Source organism: Streptosporangium sp. G11 (assembly GCF_051192615.1).
Taxonomy (GTDB): Bacteria; Actinomycetota; Actinomycetes; order Streptosporangiales; family Streptosporangiaceae; genus Streptosporangium.
In genome coordinates, this window is sequence record NZ_JBPJUQ010000019.1 from 1 (window position 1) to 21,738 (window position 21,738).

Below are 21,738 nucleotides of genomic sequence, written 5' to 3' on the forward strand. Positions count from 1 at the left end.
ACGTTCTCGGCCACGCTCAGCCCGTCCACCAGGTCAAGCTCCTGGTAGATCGTGGAGATCCCGAGCCGGATCGCCGCAATCGGGCTCGACAGCCGCACCTCCTCGCCGTTCAGCGTGATCGTCCCCTCGTCGGGCTGGTGAGCACCCGCCAGAGTCTTGATCAAAGTGGACTTCCCGGCACCGTTCTGGCCGAGCAGACAGTGCACCTCGCCCGCACGCACCTCCAGGTCGACGCCGTCGAGGGCGCGCACTCCGGGAAACTGCTTGACGATTCCTCGCATCACGAGGAGGGGTGCCGAGTCGGTTGACGGCTCCGGCATGGGGGGCCTCCGTGGATCTTTACGACGAAATCTCGATGGGGACTTCGCTGGAAACGTTGATGGAAGAGGATGAAGGGGGATCCCGCCCGTCCGGCCGGGCCGGACAGCACCAGCGTGGCGCCGCCGAGGTCGGCGTGAACGACGGCGTCACGAATCCGGTTTTCCGGTCGGACGGACGGGATGCTCAGAGGCGATACCGGGCGCTCACGAGGTATGGCGTCTCATTCGCGCTCCTTCTCGGGTGCCGGTGCCGCCAGGCGGACGTCAATGGCTGTGGGGTTGGAGAGCACCCTCTCCGTGACGATCCCGGCGGCGCCGCGCGAGGCCGCGCCGAAGCCGAGATCGGAGGCGACGAAGTCGCAGCGGGCGACGGATCCCTCCACGCCCAGCCGCTTCAGCTCCGCCTGCGCCACCGGGATGAGCCGGTCGGCGAGCTTGGCGAAGTAGCCGCCGATGACGATGACGCGGGGGTTGAAGAGGTTGACCAGCGTGGCCGAGCCCCGCCCGAGCCAACGGCCCACCTCTCCGATGGCCAGGTCGACCCGGGGATCGCCCGCGGCCCACCGCAGCTCGATCTCGGCCAGCCGCTCCTCCGGGTCGCGCATCACCCCGTCGTGCATGCCGTAGGCGTGGTCGGGGGTGGCCATCCGGACCAGCGCGGCCAGGCCGACCTTCGTCTCCCAGCAGCCGATCCGGCCGCAGCCGCAGCGCTCGCCCGAGGGGTCGACCATGACGTGACCCACCTCGCCGGCGAAGCCGTCGGCGCCGCTCAGCAGCCGCCCGCCCGAGATCACGCCGCCGCCGATGCCCACCTCGCCGGTGAGGTAGACGAGATCGGACGTGCCGGAGGCGACGCCGCCGGTGAACTCGGCGAGGGCGGCCAGATTGGCGTCGTTGTCCACGCTTATCGGCACGTTCGGGGGAACTCCGGCGCGTACCAGCCACTCCGCCACGGGGACGCCGTACCAGCCGAGGTTGGGGGCGACGTCCACGATGCCGGTGGCGGTGTCGACGAGACCGGGGACGGCCACGGTGATCCCGGCGACCCTGACCTCCAGGAGGTCGAGTTCGGTCATCGCCTCCCCTATCACCCGGGCCAGCTCCGTCAGGGAGCGCTCGGAGTCGCAGCCCATGGCGTCGAAGCTCACCCGCCGGTCGATCAGCACCCGGCCGCCCAGGTCGGTGGCGAAGGCGGCGATGTAGTCGACGTTGACCTCGAGGCCGAGGGCGCCGACGCCGGCCCCGTCCAGGGCGAGGGCCAGCCCGGGGCGGCCGACGGCACCCGCGTGCTGCGGCCCGATCTCCTTGAGGAGGCCGCGGGCCTGCAGCTCGCTGACGAGGCTGGTGACCGTGGTCTTGTTCAGGCCGGTCTCCATGGCGACGACCGACCTGGACCGCGGGCCGTGCTCGCTGACGTGACGCAGCACCAGGGACAGGTTGGACCGGCGCACCGTGGCCTGGTCGGCGGGGGTGCCGGCCGACCTGCTCGAACTCGTCGAACCGCCGTTGCGACTGCCGGTCCAGCTGCGGTGCACGTCACTCCCCTCAATTAATTTGCATGACTGGCCGAATTAAAGGCTCTGTTCCGATGGGGGCGCAAGGTTCGAAACGTTTCGATCTGCGTAACGTTTTCGTAACACGGTCGCGCGTTTACACGTGTAGGTCGCACGAATGACAGATGCAGAGTTGTTACCGGATCCGTAGTGCGCAGCAGGACACCTCTGTGTTACAAATCCAATTAATTTCTATCCGAGACAAATAAAAGCCAGGTGGCCGCGTGATCCAGGAGCAGCACCAGGCCCGCACCGTGGGCGGCACGCCCCAGGCCGCGGGCCACGCCTCGCTCCGCAGGACCAACCTCTCCCTGGTCCTGCGCCACCTGCGCGAGCACGGCTCCACCTCCCGCTCCGACATCGCGGAGGCCACGGGCCTGCACCGGGCCACCGTCTCCAACCTGATGGTCGAGCTCCTCGACCGGCGGCTGGTCCAGGAGGTGGGCGTCGACCACGCGGGCGCGGTCGGCCGCCCCCGGCGGGCGGTGGCGCTGCACGGCGCGCACATCGGCGCCCTCGGCCTGGAGATCAACGTCGACTACATCGCCGCCCACGGCGTCGACCTCGGAGGCAACGTCCTGGTCGACCGCCGCCTGGGCTTCGACGCGGCGGGCAGCGGCCCCAGCCTCTCGCTCCGCGAGCTCGGCCTGACGGCCCGCGAGGCCATCGAGGAGATGACGCGCGCCGGGGCCGTCCCGGCGGGCATCGGGGTGGCGGTCCCGGGCCTGGTCGACGTCGACCACGGGGTGGTGGCCTTCGCCCCCAACCTCGACTGGCACGACGTGCCGCTGGCCTCCCGGCTGTCCTCCGCCCTCGGCTCGCTGCGCGTGCCGGTGACGGTCGACAACGACGCGAACCTCGCCGCCCTGGCCGAATACACCTCGGGGGTCGCGGCCGGTACGGCCGACATGGTCTACCTCACCGGCGAGGTCGGCGTGGGCGGCGGCATCATCGTGGACGGCAGGCTGCTGCGCGGGGCCGACGGCTTCTCCGGAGAGGTCGGGCACCTGCCGGTCGACCCGAGCGGCGGGCGCTGCGGCTGCGGGCGGTTCGGCTGCTGGGAGACGAAGGTCGGCCTGGCCGCGCTGGTGCGCATGGCGACACCCGAGCGGGCGTACGGGCCGGGCGCGGGCCCGGTGCCCGACCCCGAGGAGCGGGTGGCGGAGATCGCCCGCGCCCTGGCCGCCGGCGACCGGCAGACCCTGATCGCGGTCGCGGAGGTCGGCCGCTGGCTCGGGCTCGGCGGCTCGATCCTGGTCAACCTCTTCAACCCGCGCGTGATCGTCGTGGGCGGTTTCTTCGCCACCCTGGCGGGATGGCTGCTCCCCTTCGCCCAGGCCGAGCTGGAGCGCCTGGTCGTCGCGGGCCCCGCCGCCCGCTGCCGGTTCGTCGCCTCCGACCACGGCTTCGGCGCGGCCTCCCGGGGCGCCGCGAACGTGGTGATCAACCAGATCGTCAGCGACCCCACCGCGATCATGCGGCCCGCGGCGCAGCCCTCCGGCGCCTGACTCGCGCCTCCCCCGCAGGGGTCAGAGCACGTCCTCCCGCAGCCGCGGGAAGACCTTGGAGACCTTGGCGAGCAGATATTCGCCGTAGGTTCCGTTGAAGGCGCGCAGGTCCTGGCCGTCCCAGCGGGCACGGCCGCCGCCGGTGGCCTCCCGCGAGGGCAGCGGGGGCACCTCCGCGTCCCAGGCGGGATCGAAGAAGAAGGGGAACGACAGCCGCTCGCGCCCGCTGACGTTGCGCACCCGGTGCGGGGTCGAGCGGTAGAAGCCGCCGGTGAGCCTGTCGAGCATGTCGCCGATGTTGCACACGAAGGTGCCGGGGATCGGCGGGGCGTCGATCCAGCCGCTACGGGCGTGCACCTGGAGTCCCCCGTTGCGGTCCTGGGCCAGCAGGGTGAGCAGGCCGTAGTCGGTGTGCTCCCCCACCCCCCACCCGTCGGAGGCGGGCGGAGCCGGAGGGTAGTGGAAGATCCGGAACAGGACGGTGGGCTCGGCGGTGTAGCCGGCGGCGAAGTAGTCTTCCGCCAGCCCGAGACTGAGCGCGACGCCGCGCATGACCGACTGCCCGAGATCGGTGAGCCGGTCGAGATATTCCAGGACCGTCTCGCCCAGCTCGGGCACCCGGGCGGGAAACAGGTTGCGGCCGTGCAGCGGCAGCCGGGCGCGGGGGGCGTCCTCGGGCAGCTCGGCCCCGAAGTAGACGCCCTCCTTCAGGTCTGGACGGCCGGAGGTCAGCTCGCCGCCCACCGGGAAGAACCCCCGCCAGGCGCGGCCTCCCCGCTCCATGGAGATCTCCGCCTTCACCTCGGGGGGCAGCGAGAAGAAGCGGCGGGCGGCGGTGTCGAGGCGGTCGAGGAGCGAGGACGGCACCCCGTGGCCGGAGACGTAGAAGAACCCGGTGTCGCGGCAGGCCCGCTCGATCTCGCGGGCGACCCGCTCGCGTTCCGCGTCGGACCCGCCCCGCACCAGGGCGCTGACGTCGATCACCGGTAGCCGCTCCATCCGGCCATCATCGCCCATCTGCCCGCTTTCCCGCGGAGGGGCGAATGGTGAAGACCTGGTCCAGGCCCACGATGCGGAAGACCCGGGCCAGGTGGCCCGGGATGGCGGCCAGCGCGATGCCGGCCTGGGCCTCCAGGGCACGGTTGCGGGCGACGAGCAGGACGGTGATGCCGCTGGAGTCGCACGCGGTGAGGCCGGACAGGTCGATGACGAGGTGCTGGCCCGGCAGCGGGGCGACGCGGTGGAGTGCCTCGCGCAGCTGGGGCGCGGTGTGGAAGTCGAGTTCACCGGCCACCTCCAGCACCGGACCGGCACCGGTGGCGCGGGCGGTGATCCTCAGCTCGCTCATCGAGCCTCCTCGCCGGCCGGGGCGGGAACCCCGAGAGCCAGGACTGCGGTGTCGTCGTCCAGGCCGTCGCCGAAGGAGCCCAGCAGGTCCTTCACCGCGGCGATGGCGGCGGGCGCGGTGGTGGGGGCGAGGGCCGCGGCGAAGGCGTGCAGGGCCTCCTCGCTGTGACGGTTGCCCTCGGCGTCGACGCGGGCCTCGGTCAGGCCGTCGGTGTAGAGCAACAGGGTGTCGCCGGGCGCGAGCCTGGTGGTGGTGGCCGCGAAGCGGGCGTCGGGCAGGACGCCGACGAGCAGGCCGCCGGGGGTGGGCTGGTAGTGGGCGCCGCCGTCGGCGCGCAGCAGCAGGGCGGCGGGGTGGCCGCCACTGGCGAGGGTGAGGGCGAAGCCGTCGCCGTCCGGGGTGAGCAGGCCGAAGATGACGGTGCAGTAGCGCAGGTCGTCTCCGGTGTACTCCTGGCGCAGCACGGTGTTGAGGGTGGCCAGCACCGCGACGGGGTCGGGAGCGTATACGGCGGCCGCGCGCAGGGTGTATCGGGTCAGGGAGGTCAGCGCCGCGGCTCCGGCTCCCTTGCCGCACACGTCGCCCAGGAAGAAGCCCCAGCGGCCGTCGCCGAGGGGGAACAGATCGTAGAAGTCGCCGCCGACCTGGTCGGCGGAGGCGATGTGGTAGTGGGCGGCGGCCTCCAGCCCCGGCACCGCCGGCAGGACCGCGGGCAGCAGGCTGCGCTGCAGGGTGGTCACCAGGCGCTTGAGGCGCTCGCGGTCGCGGTCGGCCTCCTGGCGGGCGCGCAGCAGCTCGCGTTCGTAGGCGCGGCGGTCGCGGGCGTCGAAGACGGTGGTGCGGATCAGCAGGGGCTCGCCGTCGGTGCCGGTTTTGAGTACGGAGGTGACCAGCACCGGAAGCCGGGTGCCGTCGGCGGCCCGCAGGTCCAGGGCCACCCCGCCGAGCTCGCCCTGCATGCGCAGCAGGGGCGCGAAGTGCGTTTCGTGGTACAGCTTGCCGCCGACGGTGAGCAGGTCGCTGAAACGGCGCCGGCCCACCAGCTGGTCGCGGGTGTAGCCGAGCCAGGTCAGCAGCGTGGTGTTGATTTTGGCGATCTGGCCGTCCAGGAGGGTGGACAGGTAGCCGCACGGCGCGTTCTCGTACAGGTCCTCGGCGCTGTCCTCCAGCAGCGCGTTGAACAGCGCCCGCGGAGCACTGTCGTTGCCGGGGTCGGCCGGTCCGGGGGTGGCCCCGGTGTCCGACATCACCGTGGGTCGGCCGCGAAGGAGATGATCGCCTGGGCGGTGGCCTGCGGGGCGCTCAGCTGCGGGCAGTGCCCGACGGCGTCCAAGGTGACCAGGTGGCTTCCGGGAATCTGGGCGTGCACGAACGCGCCCACCTCGCGCGGGGCGATGACGTCGCTGGCGCATTCGAGCACCAGCGTCGGCACGCCCACCTTGGCGAGGTCGGCGCGGTTGTCGGACAGGAACGTGGCACGCGCGAAGACGGACGCGATCCGCGGGTCGGTGCGGCAGAAACTGTTGGTCAGCTCCTGGCCCAGCTCGGGGCGGTCGGGGTTGCCCATGATCACCGGCGCCATCGCCGCCGACCAGCCCAGATAGTTGCTGTCGAGGGACTCCAGCAGCTCCTCGATGTCGGCCGCGCTGAATCCGCCCCGGTAGTCGCCGTCGTCGAGGTAGTGCGGCGAGGGGGTGAGCAGGACCAGCTTGGCGAACCGTTCGGGCTCGCGTGCCGCGGCCAGCACTCCGATCATGGCGCTGACCGAGTGCCCGACGAAGATCACCTGCCGGAGGTCCAGCTCCCGGCAGATCCGCAGTACGTCGTCGGCGTAGCCGTCCAGGGTCGCGTACCGCTCGGCGTCCCAGGCCGACATGTCCGATTGGCCCGCCCCGACGTGGTCGAACAGCACCAGGCGGAACTCCTCGGCCAGCGCGGGCACCACCAGGCGCCACATGTTCTGATCGCAGCCGAACCCGTGCGCGAGCATCAGCACCGGCCCGTCCTCCCGGCCGACCGTCACCACGTTGTTTCTGCCCTTCATGCTCATCGGCCCATCTTTCCACCTGTTCTCATCCCGGCGAGGATCCGGCCTCGCCGCCCAGGCCGTGCCCCGGATCGTTCCGCGGGGGCACAAAATCGTGACCGTGCGGTTGGTCCCGGCGGTCCGGGATCCGATGCGGTGGGGCGCACGCAAGCAGGCCTTGCGGGAGGGGGGCACCGGGCGTACCGTCCGGCCATGAACGTCGTTCATCACCCCCGCGTGGCCTGGGAGGGCGCGCGGGCCTTCGTCAACGCCGCCGGCGACAACGCCTACTGGTGGCTCAGCGACACGGTCGGGCGCTCCCTCGGTGTCACGCACCAGACGAAGCTCTCCGAGACGCGCCTGCGCCTGCTGCGCGAGGACGCCTGGCTAGCCGAGACCGCAGCCTGGCGGGTGCGCCTGGAGGACATGCTGCACGAGCGGCCCGACCTCGCGCCGGTCGTGCTCCAGCTGGTCACGGAGACCTCGCGCCGCCTCTCTCACTGAGAACCGGCGTGTCTCGCTGAGAACCGGTGTGTCTCTCTGAGGACCGGCACGCGAGGGGCCGGGCCGCGAGGCTTGGCGGTCTCTTCTACGATCGGGGGGTGACCGCCCCGATCTCACGTTCCAGTGCCCGGATCCTGCTGGTCGACGCCAAGGACCGCCTCCTGCTGTTCCGGTATCCGGCGCCCGCGCACTGGCCGGCCGAGCACTACTGGATCACGCCGGGCGGCGGGGTGGACGAGGGCGAGACGCTGGTCGCCGCGGCGGTCCGCGAGCTGCGCGAGGAGACGGGACTGGAGGTCACCGAGGAGCGCATGGGGCCCGTCGTGGCCCGCTCCTCGGGCCTCACCTGGTTCGGTGACGTCCGGATCGCCGCGGTCGACTCCTTCTTCTTCCTGCGCGTCGACGACCACACCGTCGACGTCTCGGGGCACGAGGAGCTGGAGCGCTCGGTGATCTCGGCGCACCACTGGTGGCCCCGGCACGACCTCCTGACCACCGGCGAAACGATCTTCCCTCTCAACCTGGGGGCCCTGCTGTCCGGTTTCCTGGCCGGGGACCTGCCCGCCGAGCCCCTCGTGCTGCCCTGGCATCACGACGAGTAGTGCCCGGCCGGCGGCGGTGAGCCGATGCCCGGCCCACCGCCGTGTCGCGTGCCGCCCCAGGGATTCGAACCCTGATCACCCAGGTCCTGAACCTGGTGCCTCTGCCGTTGGGCCAGAGCGGCCGGGCGTGCCGTACGGCACGCCGGTGTCACGATGTCGCTTGAGTCGTCGTGTCTTGAGTCGCTGTGTCTTGAGCCTTGAGCCGCTGTGTCTTGAGTCTTGTGTCGTTGTGTCGTGAGTCGTCGGAACGGCAGGGCTCGAACCTGCGGCCTTCCGGTCCCTGGCCGGATGCTCTTCCTGCTGAGCTACGTTCCGTCACGCGTCCGGGCCGGTTGGCGTGGGCCGTACCGGACGCGCCGCGGGCCTGCCGACCGGGCGGGGGTCGCCACTCCCCTCGCCGAGTCCCAGTCCCATGCCCCTCTCCTGCGAGGGCAGAGCCGCAGCGGGGGTTCGAACCCCGTCCTGCCGGGTGGAAGCCGGCTGCCTTACCGATTCGGCCTCTGCGGCGTGTCTCCCGGGATCTCCCGGGGGTGAATCCTCTCGCGCCCTCCCGGAGGAAACGCGTGAACGAATTCACGTTCAACGTGCTGCGCTGTGGAATTGTCGAGGGCGGGAAACGGGCTCCCGCACACGGTCGTCATAGCTGTCCTGCATGGTTTTCTGAAATGAAGAAGCCGCCTGGACGGGTGTCTCCGGCGGCTCGGCGGTCTCCCTCGCGAGAGTCATCCACCTGGCCACCCGGGGGGCAGATAACCGCCACTGAGCAGCGGGAACGCCCCAAGCATCCCCTGCCACACCGGTGACGCGCCGTGCTTCATCGTCGGTCCTTTCCAGGATTCGGAGCGGGTGCCCCGGCCTTTCTCCATTGAAAGGCAAAGGCGGCATCCGATGCCAATGGTTTTACCCGCGTTTCCCTCCGTCGGTGTTTTTCCGCGGCCGGTGCGGAATTCACCGGCCCTCGCCCGTGCGGGTGGCCGGCCGCCGGTTGGCGGATGGCGGGCCCCTCATCGCGGCCACCTTGCGGTTGTGAGGGAGCGCGGGGCTCACGCATGATCGATGGAAAGAGCCGACCGCGCGAACCGGCGTCCCCGTCTTCTGATTAGGTGAGTGACATGGCACTTCATCCGAACATCGATCCCGGGCTGGCGGCCGTCCTTGAGGCGAACCCCCTGCCCGTCGCGGACTTCGGCTCCCTGCGGCTGGAGGACCTGCCCGACGTCCGTCTCCAGATGGACGCGGCGCGCGCGGCGATGGCCCCGCTCGCGCCGGACGAGCGGGTCACGATCGAGGACCGGACGGTCCCCGGCCCCGACGGCGATCCCGACATCCGGCTGCGGATCTACCGCCCCGCCGGGCAGGAGGGTGCCGTCCCCGGCCTGTACTGGATCCACGGCGGCGGGATGATCATCGGCGACGTCGAGATGGAGGACGCGCGCCTCAACGAGTACACCGCCGCGCTGGGATGCGTGGTCGTCTCGGTCAACTATCGCCTCGCTCCCGAGCACCCGGACCCGGCGCCGGTCGAGGACTGCTACGCGGGCCTGGTGTGGACCGCCAAGAACGCCGCCGAGCTGGGCATCGACCCGGAGCGCATCGCGGTGGGCGGGATCAGCGCGGGGGGCGGGCTCGCCGCCGGAACCGTGCTGCTGGCGCGCGACCGCGGCGGCCCGGCCCTGGCGTTCCAGCTCCTGATCTGCCCGATGCTGGACGACCGCAACACCACCCCCTCCAGCCATGAGTTCGTCGAGGCGGTCGTGTGGAGCCGGGGGGCGAACCTCCTGGGCTGGAAGGCACTGCTGGGTGAGCGGGCGGGCGGCGACGACGTCTCCCCGTACGCGGCCCCGGCCAGGGCGGCCGACCTGTCGGGCCTGCCCCCGGCGTACATCGACGTCGGCGAGCTGGAGGTCTTCAGGGACGAGTGCTTCGACTACGCCCTGCGGCTGGTACGGGCGGGCGTCTCCACCGAGTTCCACCTCTACCCGGGGGCCTTCCACGGCTTCGACGGGATGATCCCCGAGGCGGAGATCAGCCGCCGGGCCGCCGCCGAGCGGGTGGTCGCGCTACGCAGGGCCCTGTTCGGCTGACGGCCCACCCGCCCGCCGAGGTCCCGGGGGCGAGGCCCGCACCACACCGGCGGGCGGCGTCCCCGGGCGGTCCGGCACCGGGGCCTCCGAGGACCGGGCGGGCGCGACCTTCACAGGGCCGGGCGGTGAGGTTCCCGGGGGACCTCGCGGGCGCGACCTTCACGGGGCGGGCGGCAACGTTCCCGGGGACCCCGCGGGCGCGGCCTCCGCAGGACCGGGCGGCAAGGTCGCCGGGAACTCCGCGGGGACGGGCGGTGAGGTTCCCGGGGAGCCGGGCGGCGGGATCAGCGCCAGCGCGTGCAGGAGCGCGTCGCGCTCGCCGCCGGCGCGCCTCAGCATGTGCCGGCAGATCCCGCAGATGCCGGAGAACTCCCGGCGGGCGAGGTCGCGGTAGCGAGGCAGCGCGGTCAGCGCCCCGGTGCCCAGAGTGCCCAGCACCGCGAGGAACGGGTCGGCGGCGAGGTCGGCGAGCGCCCGGCGCACGCCCTCGCGGTCGCCGGCCAGGCGATGCAGGTCGGCGGGCCCGGCCCCCATGATGACGTTCTCGTCGCAGCAGGCCGAGATCCGCCCGTCGTAGCGGACCGTCGGGGTGTGCGCGATCGCGCACCGGCCCAGCCGCTCGCCGGGCACGCGACGGGCTGCGGGGAACAGACCCCGGGCGCGGCCGTACGGCAGGGGCGCGACCGGGTGGATCTCGGCGTGATCACGCCATCCGGCCCCCAGCGCGCCCTCCAGGAGATCTCGCGCGTCCTCGATCTGGGCGGGGTCGTCCAGCACCTGGGCCACGAGCCACGCGCCCGCGTCCGCGACGGCGCGGGCCGCGGTGGCCACGGCGGCGCGCGGGCTCGTGTGGTGGGCGTCGACGCCCAGGACGACGCAGGACGACAGGCCCAGGACGGACCTGACCCATCCGGGGGGATCGCCCCCGGCGCCCCAGTGACCGCTGGTGTAGGGGACGAGCGCCTTGCCCGACTCGTGGATCCGCCGGGCGGCGTAGGCGAGCCCGCGCCGCTCCACGAACGGCTCCCCGCCGGAGACGCCGACGACCCGCAGGTCCTCGTCCGCGCAGAGCCCTTCGACGATCTCCTCGAAAAGGGCGTGGTCGGTGATGCGCGGGCCGTCGGGGCGGGAGTCGACCGAGCAGTGGGCGCAGCCGACGGGGCAGCGGTCGGTGATGAGGAGCAGCGCCGACCTCCCGCGTTGCCGCCGCAGGGCGTCGAGCTCGGCGAGCCTGAGCATGCCCCGACGGTACGCCGCCCGCGCCGCGCGGCGGTCGCCCGGCGGCGTGGACAGGCCGCCCCGCGCGGCCGCTTACGCCGTTCCGGCGGAAATCTAGGCCGTCCGTCCGTACGCGTAGGCCGCGCCCCGCGCCGGTCTGTCCGCGGGGGCGCGGCGATCGGCCGTCCGGCACCGGGCCCTTCGTCTCCCGGCGGGCCCGGAATACGCCTGCCAGGCGGTGGTTCGGGGAGCGCCGGATTCGTAACTTGATCGCGTGGGAAGCCCGAACGGCCCACGAAACCCCGTCCCATGGGAGGGACCAATGAGCGAGTCTCCACGCGTCCGCGATCTCGTGCAGCGCGCCGCATCCGACCCCGCGTTCGCCGAGCAGCTGCTCAGCAACCCGGAGTCGGTCGCCACCGAGTACAGCCTCGGCACCGACCAGATCGACCAGATCAAGGAACTGGCCGGTGCCGGTCTGCTCCAGCCCGCCGTCCAGGCGCACACGGTTCCCGTCAAGGAGCCCGGCGGCGGTGGCTACTACTAAACCGCGCGGCCACTACTAGCTCTCCAGGGGGTGTCGTGCACTTCAACTCGATACTGGTCAGCGTCACCGAGATCTGCACCGTAGGCTGCCGGCACTGCGGTTTCACCGGTTCCACGCGGGACCGCCAGCCGACCGCGGACGACATCGGGCGCTGGGTGGCACAGGCGTGCGACAGCGGCATCCCGGAGATCATCTTCACCGGCGGCGAGCCCTTCCAACGGTTCCGGATGCTCAAGTCCGGGGTCAGGGCCGCCGCCGGCCATTCCCGCCGACCGCGGATCTCGGTGTTCACCAGCAGCTTCTGGGGACGCTCGCCCGCCGCGGTGGACAAGATCCTCAAGCAGTTGCCCGGCCTCACCCGGCTGTTCCTCAGCACCGACGTCTACCACCAGGAACGCGTGCCCACCGAGCACGTGGTCAACGTGATCGAGGGGGCGATCGCCAGGGAGATCCCGGAGATCAGCCTGTGCATCACCATCGCGGAGGACCACGAGGAGGAGCAGATCCGGAGCCTGTACCGGCGCTTCGAGGACCGGGTGCGGGTGCACGTGGACCGGGTGATCCCCACGCCGTTCATCAAGACGGCCCACCAGGTGGGCCTTCCCCCCGACCCGGAGAACTTCTCGGCCTCCTGCTATCTGGAGACCCCGCTGATCAACCCGAACGGCGACCTGTCGGCCTGCCACATCGGCAAGGCCGGCGCCTACGTCACGCTGTCGGACCTGGCCTACTTCATGGGCAACCTGCACGAGAAGTCGTTCGGGGAGATCCTCGACGACGCCGACCACAACTACGAGTACCAGTTCCTGCGCGTGTACGGGCCGCAGGGCGTGGCTCGGATGGTCGCGTCCTCCCCCGCGGTGCGCAAGCTGTTCAAGGGGACGAACTTCACCAACGGCTGCGACCTCTGCTACAAGCTGCTCCGCTCGCTCGACGGGCGGGCCCGGCTGCGCGAGATCGCCGCCGACCCGTTCCAGCGCGAGCTGATCGACGCCGTCCGGCTGGTCCGGTTCGGCGAGCGGGCGCCGGAACCGCGGCGGCCCGCGCCCGCCCCGCCCGCGCCCGGCGGCCCCCTGCCCGGCGCCCCCGTGCCCGTGCCCGGCGCCCCCGTGTCCGTGGTCGGTGTTCCCCTGCCGCTGATCGACGCTCCCCAACCAGTAAGGAGTGGCATGTGACGAGCACGAACCTCGTCGGACTCGTACCCGCCGCCGGCCGGGGCACCCGGATGGCCCCGCTCCGCTACCCCAAGGAACTGCTGCCCATCGTGTACGAGCCCGCCGAGGGCGGCGCCCGGCTGCGTCCCGTCGCGGAGTACGCGCTGGAGTCGCTGGCGGGGGCCGGGGTCACCAGCGCGATCCTGGTGGTGGCCCCCTGGAAGCTGGAGGTGGTCTCCTACATCGGGGACGGGCGCCACCTCGGCGTCGACGTCGCCTACCTCTTCCAGGAGGAGGCGCGCGGCCTGGCCTGCGCGCTCGACCTGGCCCGCGGGTGGACCAGGGGACGCGACGTCGTGTTCGTCATGCCCGACACGATCTTCACCCCCTCCGACGCGCTGTCGCGGCTGCGCGGCGTCTACGAGCAGACGGGCGCGGACCTCGCGCTCGCGGTCTTCCCCACGCCCGACGCGCACCGGCTGGGCCCGGTGGTCGTGCGCGGGGACCGCGTGCACCGGGTGTTCGACAAGCCCGCCGACCCGCCCGTCATGAACACCTGGGGCGCGGCCATCTGGGGGGACGCCTTCGCGAGGCTCCTGCACGAGGAGCTGCTGCGGGACATCGGCCGGGGCGTCGCGAACGACACCGCGAACGGCACCGCGGCCGGGCCCGCGGGCGAGCCGGTGCTCGGCCACTACTTCGACCTGGCGGTCCGCAACGGCCTGCGGGTTCGGGCGGCCGAGTTCCCCGGCGGCACGTTCCAGGACGTCGGCACGCCGTTCGGCGTCCGCCGGTCCCTGGAGGGCCCCTCACTTCTGGCGGTGAGCCCGTGAGACTCCTGTTCTTCGCGATGAGCAGCGCCGGGTACGGCGAGACGCTCATCGGCATGTCGCTGGCCCGCCAGCTCAAGCCGGCCGGGATCGAGAGCTTCTTCATCGTGGAGCCCATGTCGGAGAGGCTGCTGCGCGGCAGCGGGTTCCCGTACCTGGTGCTCGACAACTCGATGCGCGGGTTCGCGACGCTGCTGGTGGACGAGACGGTCCGCGAGTTCCGCCCGGACGCGATCATCCTGTCCGACTACTTCACCTACTGCGGCGTGTTCCCCAAGCGCTACGGCGTCGACCCGTGGTTCATCGAGCGGTACAACCTGCCGATCATGCCGATCGACATCTGGGAGTGGGCCGACACCGACTTCGCGGTGGACGTCTTCCACGGCAAGTCGATGGACGTCAGCCGGAAGATCATGGAAATGCCCGCCCACCTGCGCCCGGCCCCGATCTGCCACCTCGAACCGGAACCGCACGCCTACCCCTTCCGGCTGTGGGAGGGCAACGAGCGGGTCAGCCGCCGCACCCGCCACCACCTGCGCGAGACGTTCGGCATGGCGCAGGAGGACCGGATGGTGCTGCTCGCGGTGGCCGGGTGGCAGCAGGACAAATACGCCGACGAGAACGGCGACCGGATGGCCGACCAGGTCCCCGAGCTGATGGTGCACTACCTGCGGCAGCTGCCGCCCAGTGCCCGCTTCGTGTTCGTGGGCAGCGTGCCGCCGGTGCTGGCGGGCCTGGCCGACCGCGCGCACGTCATCCCGGCGTGCTCGCCGCACCGGTTCAACGTGCTGCTGGGCTCGGTCGACCTGGTCCTGACGCTCAACCTGCCCGCCACCACCCTGGCCAGGGCGGTGCTGTCCGACATCCCCGGGCTGGTGCTGACCAACAAGTTCGACGTACCGGACAAGCCGGACATCGACCGGGTGGAGGCGGAGCTGGGCGGCCTGTCGGAGGACGTGCGGTCGTGGCTGTCGCGGACCCTGCCCATGTATCCGTTCCGGATGTGGCCGCTGGGCTTCCACAGCTTCCTCGACCCCATCCTGGCGAACAACCCCTACATGTCGACGTTCGCCCACGCCGAGCTGCTCGACGAGCCCGCCGTGCTGTCGGCGCTGCACGGGGTGCTGTACGACCGCGGGGTCCAGGACGATCTGGCGCGCGAGCGGGCCGCGTACCTGGAGAAGCTGACAGATCATCCCGGCACCCCCGAGGTATTCGCCTCGGCGGCGAGCCGCCTGGGCCTGGTGTGAGGTGGACATGAAACAGCTGAGCATGCACGTGACCGACCTGTGCAACGAGAAGTGCGGCTTCTGCGTCGTGGGGTCGCCACTGGCGAAGTCCGACAGCGTGGAGTACGGGGACCTGATCCGCTTCCTCGTCGAGAACTCCGGCCAGGACTACGCGTCGGTGAACCTGCACGGCGGGGAGCCGACGATCCACCCCCGCCTGTTCGACCTGCTGCGCACGATCAGGCTGCTGGAGTACCCGCGCGTGGAGATCCAGACCAACGCGCGGCGCCTGAAGGACCCCGAGTTCACCCAGCGCCTCGCCGACAACGGGGTCGAGCTGTTCGTGGTCTCGCTGCACGGCTCCACCTCGGTCGTCCAGGACTGCCTGACCCAGACGCCGGGCGGGTTCGACGAGACGATCGAGGGCATCCGCAACGCCAAGCGGTCGGGCGTCGCGGTGCGGACCAACACCGTCATCACCCGGCTCAACATGGGCCGGCTGATGGACATCTGCAAGCTCTGCGTCGACCTGGGGGTCGACCACGTCAACATCTCCAACCTGCACCCGGTGGGCAGCGGCTTCTTCGCCCTGGACATGCAGGCGCCCACGGTCGCCGAGACCCGGACGCACCTGCTGCCGGTGATCGAGATGATGCTCGCGTCACCGGCGCGGCTGACGCTGGAAGGCTTCCCGCTGTGCGTGGTCACGCCGCACGAGGAGCTGGCCATCGAGGACGGGACGCGCTCGATCCGGATGATGTACCAGGGCAGCGTCGTGGACGACTACGACGCGTTCATGGACGACGAGATGCGCTCGTACGGGCCGCCCTGCGACGGCTGCCCGCTGCGGGCGCAGTGCGGCGGCGTCTACAACGAGTACGCCGAGCGCCGCGGCTGGGAAGAGTTCGGCCTGCGCCGGCCGTCCCCCATCGGCGGGTGACCGGGATGTCCCAGCGGATCGCGATCTGGGCGGGCAGCAGCCTGCCCAACATCGGCGACCGGCTGCTGGCGGCGGTGACGGAGGCCCAGCTGTCCCGCCGCCTGCCGGACGCCACCTTCCGGCACTTCTGCCCGTGGAGCACCGCGGCCGGTCCCGCGCCGCTCCGGGTGGACCGGGACGGGCGCTGGCCCGGCGCGGGCTCCTTCGACGCCGTCGTGATGGCGGGCGGCCTGTGGAGCGGCCCGCCGTTCCGGCACCCGATCATGCAGGTGTTCTGCCTGGGACCCGACCCGGAGGCGTTCGATCCGGGCGTGTGGGTCGCCTGGCACGGCGTGGGGCTGCAGGACGACACCCCGGCGCCGGCGCGTGACGACTGGCGCGGCTACCTGGGGGCGGTCCGGGAGCGGATCGACCACCTGACCGTGCGCAGCGAGGCGGCCGCCCGGCGGATGGACGAGGCGACCGGCGCGCCGGGCACGGCGATCGTCCCCGACCCGGCCTTCGCGCTGGAGCCGCTGCCGCCCCGGGCCGTCCGGGCCGCACGGTCCGGGCGGCGCCGCCGGCCGCTGATCGGCGTCGCCGTCGGCGCCCCCGGGGTGACCTCGCAGCTGGTCACCCACCTCGTCGGCCGCAACCTCGCCGCGCGCGACGCGGCCGACCCCGCGCTGTGCGTGCCGCCGGAGCAGGTCATGGCCGAGGCGTCGGGGCCTGGGGAGCGCGCCGCGGCGCTGGGATTCATGACGGAGCTTGGCCTCACCCTGATCGAGCTGGCCGCCTTCGCCGACATCGAGTTCATCACGGTGCCCAACATCTACGGCGACGAGGAGGCCGGTGCCAGGTTCGCCCGGGCGGTGCCGCGCGCCCGCACCCGGGAGGTCCGCCTCCCCGGCGTCTCCGCCGACGGCGCGGGCACGTCCACCGGGGCCAACGAGCTCACCGAGGCCTTCGCCCGCTGCGACCTCGTCCTGGTCTCCCGCTACCACAGCGCGATCCTCGCGTTGCGCGGCGCGACCCCGTTCGTGGCGGTCGATCCCTTCTGGAGCCGCCGCAACGGCACGAGCAAGCTGCACGAGCTCACCGCCGAGCTGGGCATGGCGCACCGCTACTGGACGCACCACGGCACGCACCCCACCGAGGATCTCCTCGGGATCGTGGAGCGCGCGCTGGACGACGACCCGATCGAGGCCGCCGCCTACCGGGACACGCACGCGCGGGCGACGGCCGCCTTCGACCGGCTCGCCGAGGGGCTGCGCTCCGCTCGGCCGAGAGTGACACTGGGGAGATCGTCATGACCCTGAAGGCCGTACTCGTCTACTCCAACGACGACGGGTTCTCGCTGGGGGTCGAGCTGATCCGGGCGGCCGTGGCCGACCGGGTCTCCCCCTCGGAGGTCGAGCACCGGGTCTGGTTCCACGAGGACGTGGGCAGCCTGGCCGAGGACTACCTGGGGCACTACAACGCCTTCATGGCGCGGCTGTTCGACTACCGGCCGGACGTGATCTCCTTCTCCGCGTTCGTGTGGAACCACGACGAGTTCACGCGGATGGGGCGCATCGTCAAGCGGCACCTGCCGGACTGCCGCGTCGTGTGGGGCGGCGCCCAGGCCAACTCCCGGCGGATGGCCTCCCACCTGCTGCGCGAGTACCCGTGGATGGACCTGGTCCTGCGCGGCGAGGCCGAGGAGGCGTACCCGGAGCTGCTGGAGACCCTGGCGCGGGACGGCGACCTGGGCGCGGTGGCGGGCCTCACCCGGCGGGCCGACGGCGAGCCCGTGCACAACGACGACCCGCCCGACGTCGACCTGGGCGCGCTGCCGCTGGTCTTCACCGCCGACAGGCTCCCTCTGGAGCCGATCCTGCGGCGCAGGCCCGACGCGGTCCTGGCGTACGAGACGGGCCGGGGGTGCCGGCAGAAGTGCAAATTCTGCCTCTACAGCGCTCCCAAGCTCCGCGCGTTCCCCATGGAGCGGATCGAGCGCGAGCTGGCCTACCTGCTGGACGGGGGCATCCCCTACCTGCGGATGTGCGACGCGCACCTGGGCATCTCGCGGCACCGGGCCATGGAGATCTTCGAGATCGTCGCCGAGCACAACCGGGGAACGGTGGTGGACGTCTATCCGGACGTCAAGCACGTCGACCTCGACTACGTGCGGGCGATGAACCGCGCCGGGTGCCGCGTGATCACCCTGGGTATCCAGTCGTCCGACACCGACACCCTGCAGCTGGCGGCCCGCAGGTTCGACCGGGGACGGTTCGCCCAGGCCGCCTCCCTCATCCGCCGCCACCACAACCACGCCCTGGCCGCGGACATCATCATCGGCATGCCGGGCGACAACGCGGACAAGGTTCGCGACAGCGTACGGTTCGCCTACGAGAGCGGTGTGGAGAAGGTGCACTTCGCGCCGCTGATGGCCTTCCCGGGGACCGACTACTTCGAGTACGCGGAGCAGTACGGGATCGAGTTCTTCGACTTCCAGCCGCCGCTCGTCATCCGGTCTCGCGGTTTCGACGCCGAGGACTACCAGCGGGCGATGGTCTTCGCCGGGCGGGTCGAGGCGCTGCAGGACGCCGCGCCCACGCTGCTGCGCTGCCTCATCGCGGTCCCGGACTGCGACGTCGCGGCCTGGGCCGAGCGCCTCGACATGGGCTCGGGGGCCGACCCGGTGCGGCGCGTCGAGGAGGCGGGCCTGCCGCCCGAGGTGAGGCGCCTGCTGCTCGACGGGCTCGCCTGGGACGCCGCGGTCCTCGCCCAGCGGGCGACGACCGCGCAGGACCCGCCGGGGCTCGCCGACGACACGCTCGTCGAGGGCGTCACGCCGGACGCCGTCCACTGGGCGGACCACCCCGTCCACCTGCTGCTGCGCGACTTCACGCTGACCTTCGACGCGCTGGCCCGCGAGCGCCAGGGCTACCTGTTCCCCCGGGGCGGCGCCGTGGGCTACCCGCTGGGCGGGCCGCTGCTGGCGGCCTTCGAGGCGGCGGCCCCGGGGATCACGGTCGGCGAGTGGCGGGACAAGACACGGGCGGGCTCAGCCACCGAGCTGTCCCGTGAGGTATGTGACTCCGCCTTCAGGATCCTGCACGCCACCGGGGTCGTCGCGCTGCGCGGGGAGGGCTGAGACCTGACCGAGGTCCCGTCCGCGCAGGGACCTGGCGCGCGAGTCGTACTCGCGAGCCAGGTCCCTGCGCGAGGACAGACCCAGCTTGGCGAACACGCTGGACAGCTGGGCCTGCACCGTGCGGGGCGACACGAACAGCTTCGCGCCGATCTCGCGGTTGGTCAGCCCGCCGGACGCCAGCAGGGCCACCTGGCGTTCCGCCCTGGTCAGGGCCGCCCAGCCGACCCCCTGCCCGCGCGGCCCCCGGCCCCGTCCCGCGTAGGTGACGGCCTGGCCGACGTCCAGCCCCGCGCCCTCCTCCCACAGGGCGGCGAACCCGCCCGGGCCCAGCGCGGCCCGTACCCCGGCCAGGTCCGCCTCGTGCTGCGGCGCCACCGCCGGGGGCCGCGACAGCCCCAGCCGGTCGCGCAGCGACTGGGCCGCGCCGAACAGCCTCGCGGCGTGCTCGTGGCGGCGGTGCCCGGCCGCGAGCCCGGCCATGGCCTCCAGCGAGTCGGCCGTCTGGGCGCGCAGCCCCATGGCGGCTCCGGCCCGCAGCGCCGAGTGGTGCGCGGAGGCGGCACGGGACGGATCGTCGCGCCGGGTGACGCTGCCGAGGGTGAACAGGCACCGCCAGGCGAGCGGACGGTCGTCGGTCTCCCGGGCGCGCGCCATGGCCTCCTCGGCGAAGGTGAGGGCCGCCGAGGCCGAGGAGGCGCCGCCGGAGCCCAGGATCGCGGCGCCCAGCCCGGCCAGCCCCATGGCCGCCAGCCGGGCGGCGGTGCGCTCGCCCACCTCGACGACCTCGGAGAACACCTCCCTCGCCGCCTCGTACTCGCCGACGTCGAGCAGCATCCTGCCGAGCGTGTCGAGGCAGTCGCCGAGCAGCGGCGGGGAGTCCGCGGAGCGGGCGATCGCGACCGCCTCGGCGAGCCGCTCCCTGGCCGGTCCGTAGTGGCCGCGGCAGGCGGCCACCTCCCCCAGTCCCCTGAGCACCGCGGCCCTCCCCCAGACGTCGCCCATCCGGTCGGCGGCGGCCAGGCTCTGGCCGAGCGCGCTCTCGGCCTCCGCGTACTCGCCCTGGTAGACGGCCACCTGCGCCATGGCGAGCAGGCCCATCTCCAGGCTCAGCTCCGAGCCGCGCCCGCGGCCGGCGGTGACGCACCGCTCCAGGGCCGCGCGGGCCCCGGCGAGGTCGCCGGAGGCGAGGAGGGCCCGGCCCAGCAGGACGAGGGGCACGCCGCTCCACTCGTGGCCCATCGGGGCCTTGCCCCGGGCGGCGAGCTCGGTGAGGGTGGGGCCTGCGGACGCGGGCTCGCCCATCGTCCGCAGGCCCGCCAGCACCGCCAGCGCCCGCGTCTGCCCGGCCTCGTCCCCCAGCTCGCGGAACATGACCAGCGCCCGGCGGCAGGCGTCCGCGGCGTCGGCGTACTCCCCGAGGGCGCAGGAGAGCACCGCGCCGCTCAGCTCCGCTGCGGCCAGTACCTCTCCGCGGACCACGCCGCCCGCGGAGACCAGCGAGGAGATCCAGCCGCGCCCCTCGCGCGGGCGGCCCCGCAGGATCCAGTACGTCTCCAGCGCGCTCGCCAGCCTGGCCCCGACCATCGTCGGCCCTCCGGAGGTGCACCAGCGCAGCACCGCCCGCATGTTGGCGTAGGCGGCCTCGATGCGCTCCAGGTGCGGCGCGGCGGCACCCGCGCCGAGCGCCTCCGCCGCCCGCTCGGCCAGCGCCGCGTAGTACTCGGCGTGGCGCGCCCGCACGGGCTCGGTCTCGTCGGCGGCGCGCAGTTCCTGCCGGGCGTAGGCCCGCACGACCCGCAGCAGCCGGTAGCGGGTCACGGCGCCGCTGGTGTCGCACTCGACGAGGGACCTGGACACGAGCATGCCCAGGAGGTCGACGACGGCGTCCGGCCTGATGCCCGCGCCCGCGCAGATCCCCTCCACGTCGTCGATGACGAACCCGTCCTCGAACACCGCGAGCCTGCGCAGCAGCAGCCGCTCGCCGCCGGGCAGCATCTCGTGGCTCCAGCCGATCGCCGCCTCCAGCGACCTGTGCCTGGGGTGGGCGGTGCGGTTTCCCCCGGCCAGCAGCCGGAGCGGGTCGTCGAGCCGCTCGGCGATCTGCGCCGGCGACAGCATGATCGAGCGTGCCGCGGCCAGCTCGACGGCCAGCGGCAGGCCGTCGAGGCGGCGGCAGATCTCCCGCACCGCGTCCGCGGTCTCCGGGGTGGCGGGCCGCCCCTGCGCGGCGGCGCGCTCGGCGAACAGGCGGGCCGACAGCGCCACGTCCAGCGGGGCGAGGCGGCGGGTCACCTCACCGGGGACGCCCAGCGGCTCCCTGCTGGTGGCCAGCACGCCGAGCCCCGGGTAGGTGCCGAGCAGTTCCGGGACGATCACGGCGCACCGGTCGGCGACGCGCTCGCAGGTGTCGAGCACGAGCAGCGAGGGGCCCTCGCCGGGGACGACGCCGAGATCCGCGAGCTCCGCGAGGCCGGTGGCGGCCATGCCGAGGCCGAGGCCGATGCCGGTGGGGGCGGGGGCGGGGGTGGGGGTGGCGGGGCCGCCGAAGCCGGCGGTCAGGTCGCGGAACCAGACGCCGCCCGGATAGGCGTCGGCCCAGGCGCGGGTGTACGCGTGCGCCAGCCGGGTCTTGCCGACCCCCGGCGCGCCGGTGAGCGTGACCAGCCGCGCCGAACCGAGCAGGTCGCGCAGGTCGGCGAGTTCGGTGTCGCGGCCGACGGGGTCGCCGGACCAGTCCCGGGGCAGATCTCCGCCCAC

General features: G+C 72.8%; 19 protein-coding genes and 3 tRNA genes. 11 read left to right on the forward strand and 11 right to left on the reverse strand.

Annotated features, from left to right (window positions below):
- Together ACSDR0_RS19550 and ACSDR0_RS19555 are read right to left on the reverse strand one after the other, a co-directional pair.
- Nucleotides 1-320 (reverse strand): ATP-binding cassette domain-containing protein (locus ACSDR0_RS19550; protein ID WP_435290272.1); only part of this gene is annotated, 320 nt, incomplete at its 3' end.
- Nucleotides 321-541: 221 nt separating this feature from the next.
- Nucleotides 542-1,855, reverse strand: a complete 1,314-nt coding sequence (locus ACSDR0_RS19555) for an ROK family protein (protein WP_435290273.1) — start codon at nt 1,853-1,855, stop codon at nt 542-544.
- Nucleotides 1,856-2,097: 242 nt separating this feature from the next.
- On the opposite strand from ACSDR0_RS19555, the gene ACSDR0_RS19560 reads away from it, so the two are divergent.
- Nucleotides 2,098-3,381 carry an ROK family protein gene (locus tag ACSDR0_RS19560; protein ID WP_435290274.1) on the forward strand — a complete coding sequence of 428 codons (1,284 nt, stop codon included), beginning with the start codon at nt 2,098-2,100 and terminating at the stop codon, nt 3,379-3,381.
- Between the two features lie 21 nt (nt 3,382-3,402).
- On the opposite strand, the gene ACSDR0_RS19565 is transcribed toward ACSDR0_RS19560, so the two are convergent.
- The 4 genes from ACSDR0_RS19565 to ACSDR0_RS19580 are packed head-to-tail and all read right to left on the reverse strand — an operon-like array spanning nt 3,403 to nt 6,773.
- Nucleotides 3,403-4,380, reverse strand: a complete 978-nt coding sequence (locus ACSDR0_RS19565) for an isopenicillin N synthase family dioxygenase (RefSeq protein ID WP_435290275.1) — start codon at nt 4,378-4,380, stop codon at nt 3,403-3,405.
- 7 nt (nt 4,381-4,387) lie between these two features.
- Nucleotides 4,388-4,729 carry an STAS domain-containing protein gene (locus tag ACSDR0_RS19570; RefSeq protein ID WP_435290276.1) on the reverse strand — a complete coding sequence of 114 codons (342 nt, stop codon included), beginning with the start codon at nt 4,727-4,729 and terminating at the stop codon, nt 4,388-4,390.
- A complete protein-coding gene (locus tag ACSDR0_RS19575; protein WP_435290277.1) occupies nt 4,726-5,976 on the reverse strand; it encodes a PP2C family protein-serine/threonine phosphatase in 1,251 nt (416 codons plus the stop codon). The genes ACSDR0_RS19570 and ACSDR0_RS19575 overlap by 4 nt, the downstream gene beginning before the upstream one ends.
- Entirely contained in the window at nt 5,976-6,773 is a 798-nt protein-coding gene (locus tag ACSDR0_RS19580; RefSeq protein WP_435290278.1) for an alpha/beta fold hydrolase, read from the reverse strand. The genes ACSDR0_RS19575 and ACSDR0_RS19580 overlap by 1 nt, the downstream gene beginning before the upstream one ends.
- 195 nt (nt 6,774-6,968) lie before the next feature.
- Between ACSDR0_RS19580 and ACSDR0_RS19585 the strand changes: the two genes are divergently transcribed.
- Nucleotides 6,969-7,259 carry a hypothetical protein gene (locus tag ACSDR0_RS19585; RefSeq protein ID WP_435290279.1) on the forward strand — a complete coding sequence of 97 codons (291 nt, stop codon included), beginning with the start codon at nt 6,969-6,971 and terminating at the stop codon, nt 7,257-7,259.
- A 98-nt stretch (nt 7,260-7,357) separates the two neighbouring features.
- A complete protein-coding gene (locus ACSDR0_RS19590) occupies nt 7,358-7,861 on the forward strand; it encodes an NUDIX hydrolase (RefSeq protein ID WP_435290280.1) in 504 nt (167 codons plus the stop codon).
- Between the two features lie 49 nt (nt 7,862-7,910).
- On the opposite strand, the gene ACSDR0_RS19595 is transcribed toward ACSDR0_RS19590, so the two are convergent.
- From ACSDR0_RS19595 to ACSDR0_RS19605, 3 genes are all read right to left on the reverse strand, one after another.
- A tRNA-Leu gene (locus tag ACSDR0_RS19595) sits at nt 7,911-7,983 on the reverse strand.
- A 120-nt stretch (nt 7,984-8,103) separates the two neighbouring features.
- A tRNA-Pro gene (locus tag ACSDR0_RS19600) sits at nt 8,104-8,176 on the reverse strand.
- Nucleotides 8,177-8,296: 120 nt separating this feature from the next.
- Nucleotides 8,297-8,368: transfer RNA gene (locus ACSDR0_RS19605), tRNA-Gly, on the reverse strand.
- Between the two features lie 605 nt (nt 8,369-8,973).
- On the opposite strand from ACSDR0_RS19605, the gene ACSDR0_RS19610 reads away from it, so the two are divergent.
- Nucleotides 8,974-9,945, forward strand: a complete 972-nt coding sequence (locus ACSDR0_RS19610; protein WP_435290281.1) for an alpha/beta hydrolase — start codon at nt 8,974-8,976, stop codon at nt 9,943-9,945.
- A 159-nt stretch (nt 9,946-10,104) separates the two neighbouring features.
- Here ACSDR0_RS19610 and ACSDR0_RS19615 read toward each other — a convergent pair whose 3' ends face one another.
- Complete coding sequence (locus ACSDR0_RS19615; RefSeq protein ID WP_435290282.1) at nt 10,105-11,184, reverse strand: radical SAM protein; 1,080 nt, start codon at nt 11,182-11,184, stop codon at nt 10,105-10,107.
- 301 nt (nt 11,185-11,485) lie between these two features.
- Between ACSDR0_RS19615 and ACSDR0_RS19620 the strand changes: the two genes are divergently transcribed.
- From ACSDR0_RS19620 to ACSDR0_RS19650, 7 genes are read left to right on the forward strand one after another with little or no spacing between them, the layout of a single operon-like run.
- Nucleotides 11,486-11,710 (forward strand): hypothetical protein, encoded by a 225-nt coding sequence (locus tag ACSDR0_RS19620; protein ID WP_435290283.1) that lies wholly within the window; start codon nt 11,486-11,488, stop codon nt 11,708-11,710.
- 35 nt (nt 11,711-11,745) lie between these two features.
- Nucleotides 11,746-12,885, forward strand: a complete 1,140-nt coding sequence (locus tag ACSDR0_RS19625; protein WP_435290284.1) for a radical SAM protein — start codon at nt 11,746-11,748, stop codon at nt 12,883-12,885.
- Nucleotides 12,882-13,697, forward strand: coding sequence for a sugar phosphate nucleotidyltransferase (locus ACSDR0_RS19630; RefSeq protein WP_435290285.1), 816 nt, complete (start codon nt 12,882-12,884; stop codon nt 13,695-13,697). Before ACSDR0_RS19625 ends, ACSDR0_RS19630 begins: the two co-directional genes overlap by 4 nt.
- On the forward strand, nt 13,694-14,944 hold the full coding sequence (locus ACSDR0_RS19635; RefSeq protein ID WP_435290286.1) for a DUF6365 family protein: 1,251 nt from the start codon (nt 13,694-13,696) through the stop codon (nt 14,942-14,944). Before ACSDR0_RS19630 ends, ACSDR0_RS19635 begins: the two co-directional genes overlap by 4 nt.
- Before the next feature lie 7 nt (nt 14,945-14,951).
- The gene (locus ACSDR0_RS19640; RefSeq protein WP_435290287.1) at nt 14,952-15,863 is read left to right on the forward strand and encodes a radical SAM protein; all 912 of its coding nucleotides are present in this window, start codon (nt 14,952-14,954) and stop codon (nt 15,861-15,863) included.
- Nucleotides 15,864-15,868: 5 nt separating this feature from the next.
- The gene (locus ACSDR0_RS19645) at nt 15,869-17,155 is read left to right on the forward strand and encodes a polysaccharide pyruvyl transferase family protein (protein ID WP_435290288.1); all 1,287 of its coding nucleotides are present in this window, start codon (nt 15,869-15,871) and stop codon (nt 17,153-17,155) included.
- Nucleotides 17,152-18,981: a B12-binding domain-containing radical SAM protein gene (locus ACSDR0_RS19650; RefSeq protein ID WP_435290289.1), complete on the forward strand. Its 1,830-nt coding sequence runs from the start codon at nt 17,152-17,154 to the stop codon at nt 18,979-18,981. Before ACSDR0_RS19645 ends, ACSDR0_RS19650 begins: the two co-directional genes overlap by 4 nt.
- On the opposite strand, the gene ACSDR0_RS19655 is transcribed toward ACSDR0_RS19650, so the two are convergent.
- Nucleotides 18,892-21,738 carry a helix-turn-helix transcriptional regulator gene (locus ACSDR0_RS19655; RefSeq protein WP_435290290.1) on the reverse strand — a complete coding sequence of 949 codons (2,847 nt, stop codon included), beginning with the start codon at nt 21,736-21,738 and terminating at the stop codon, nt 18,892-18,894. The genes ACSDR0_RS19650 and ACSDR0_RS19655 overlap by 90 nt on opposite strands.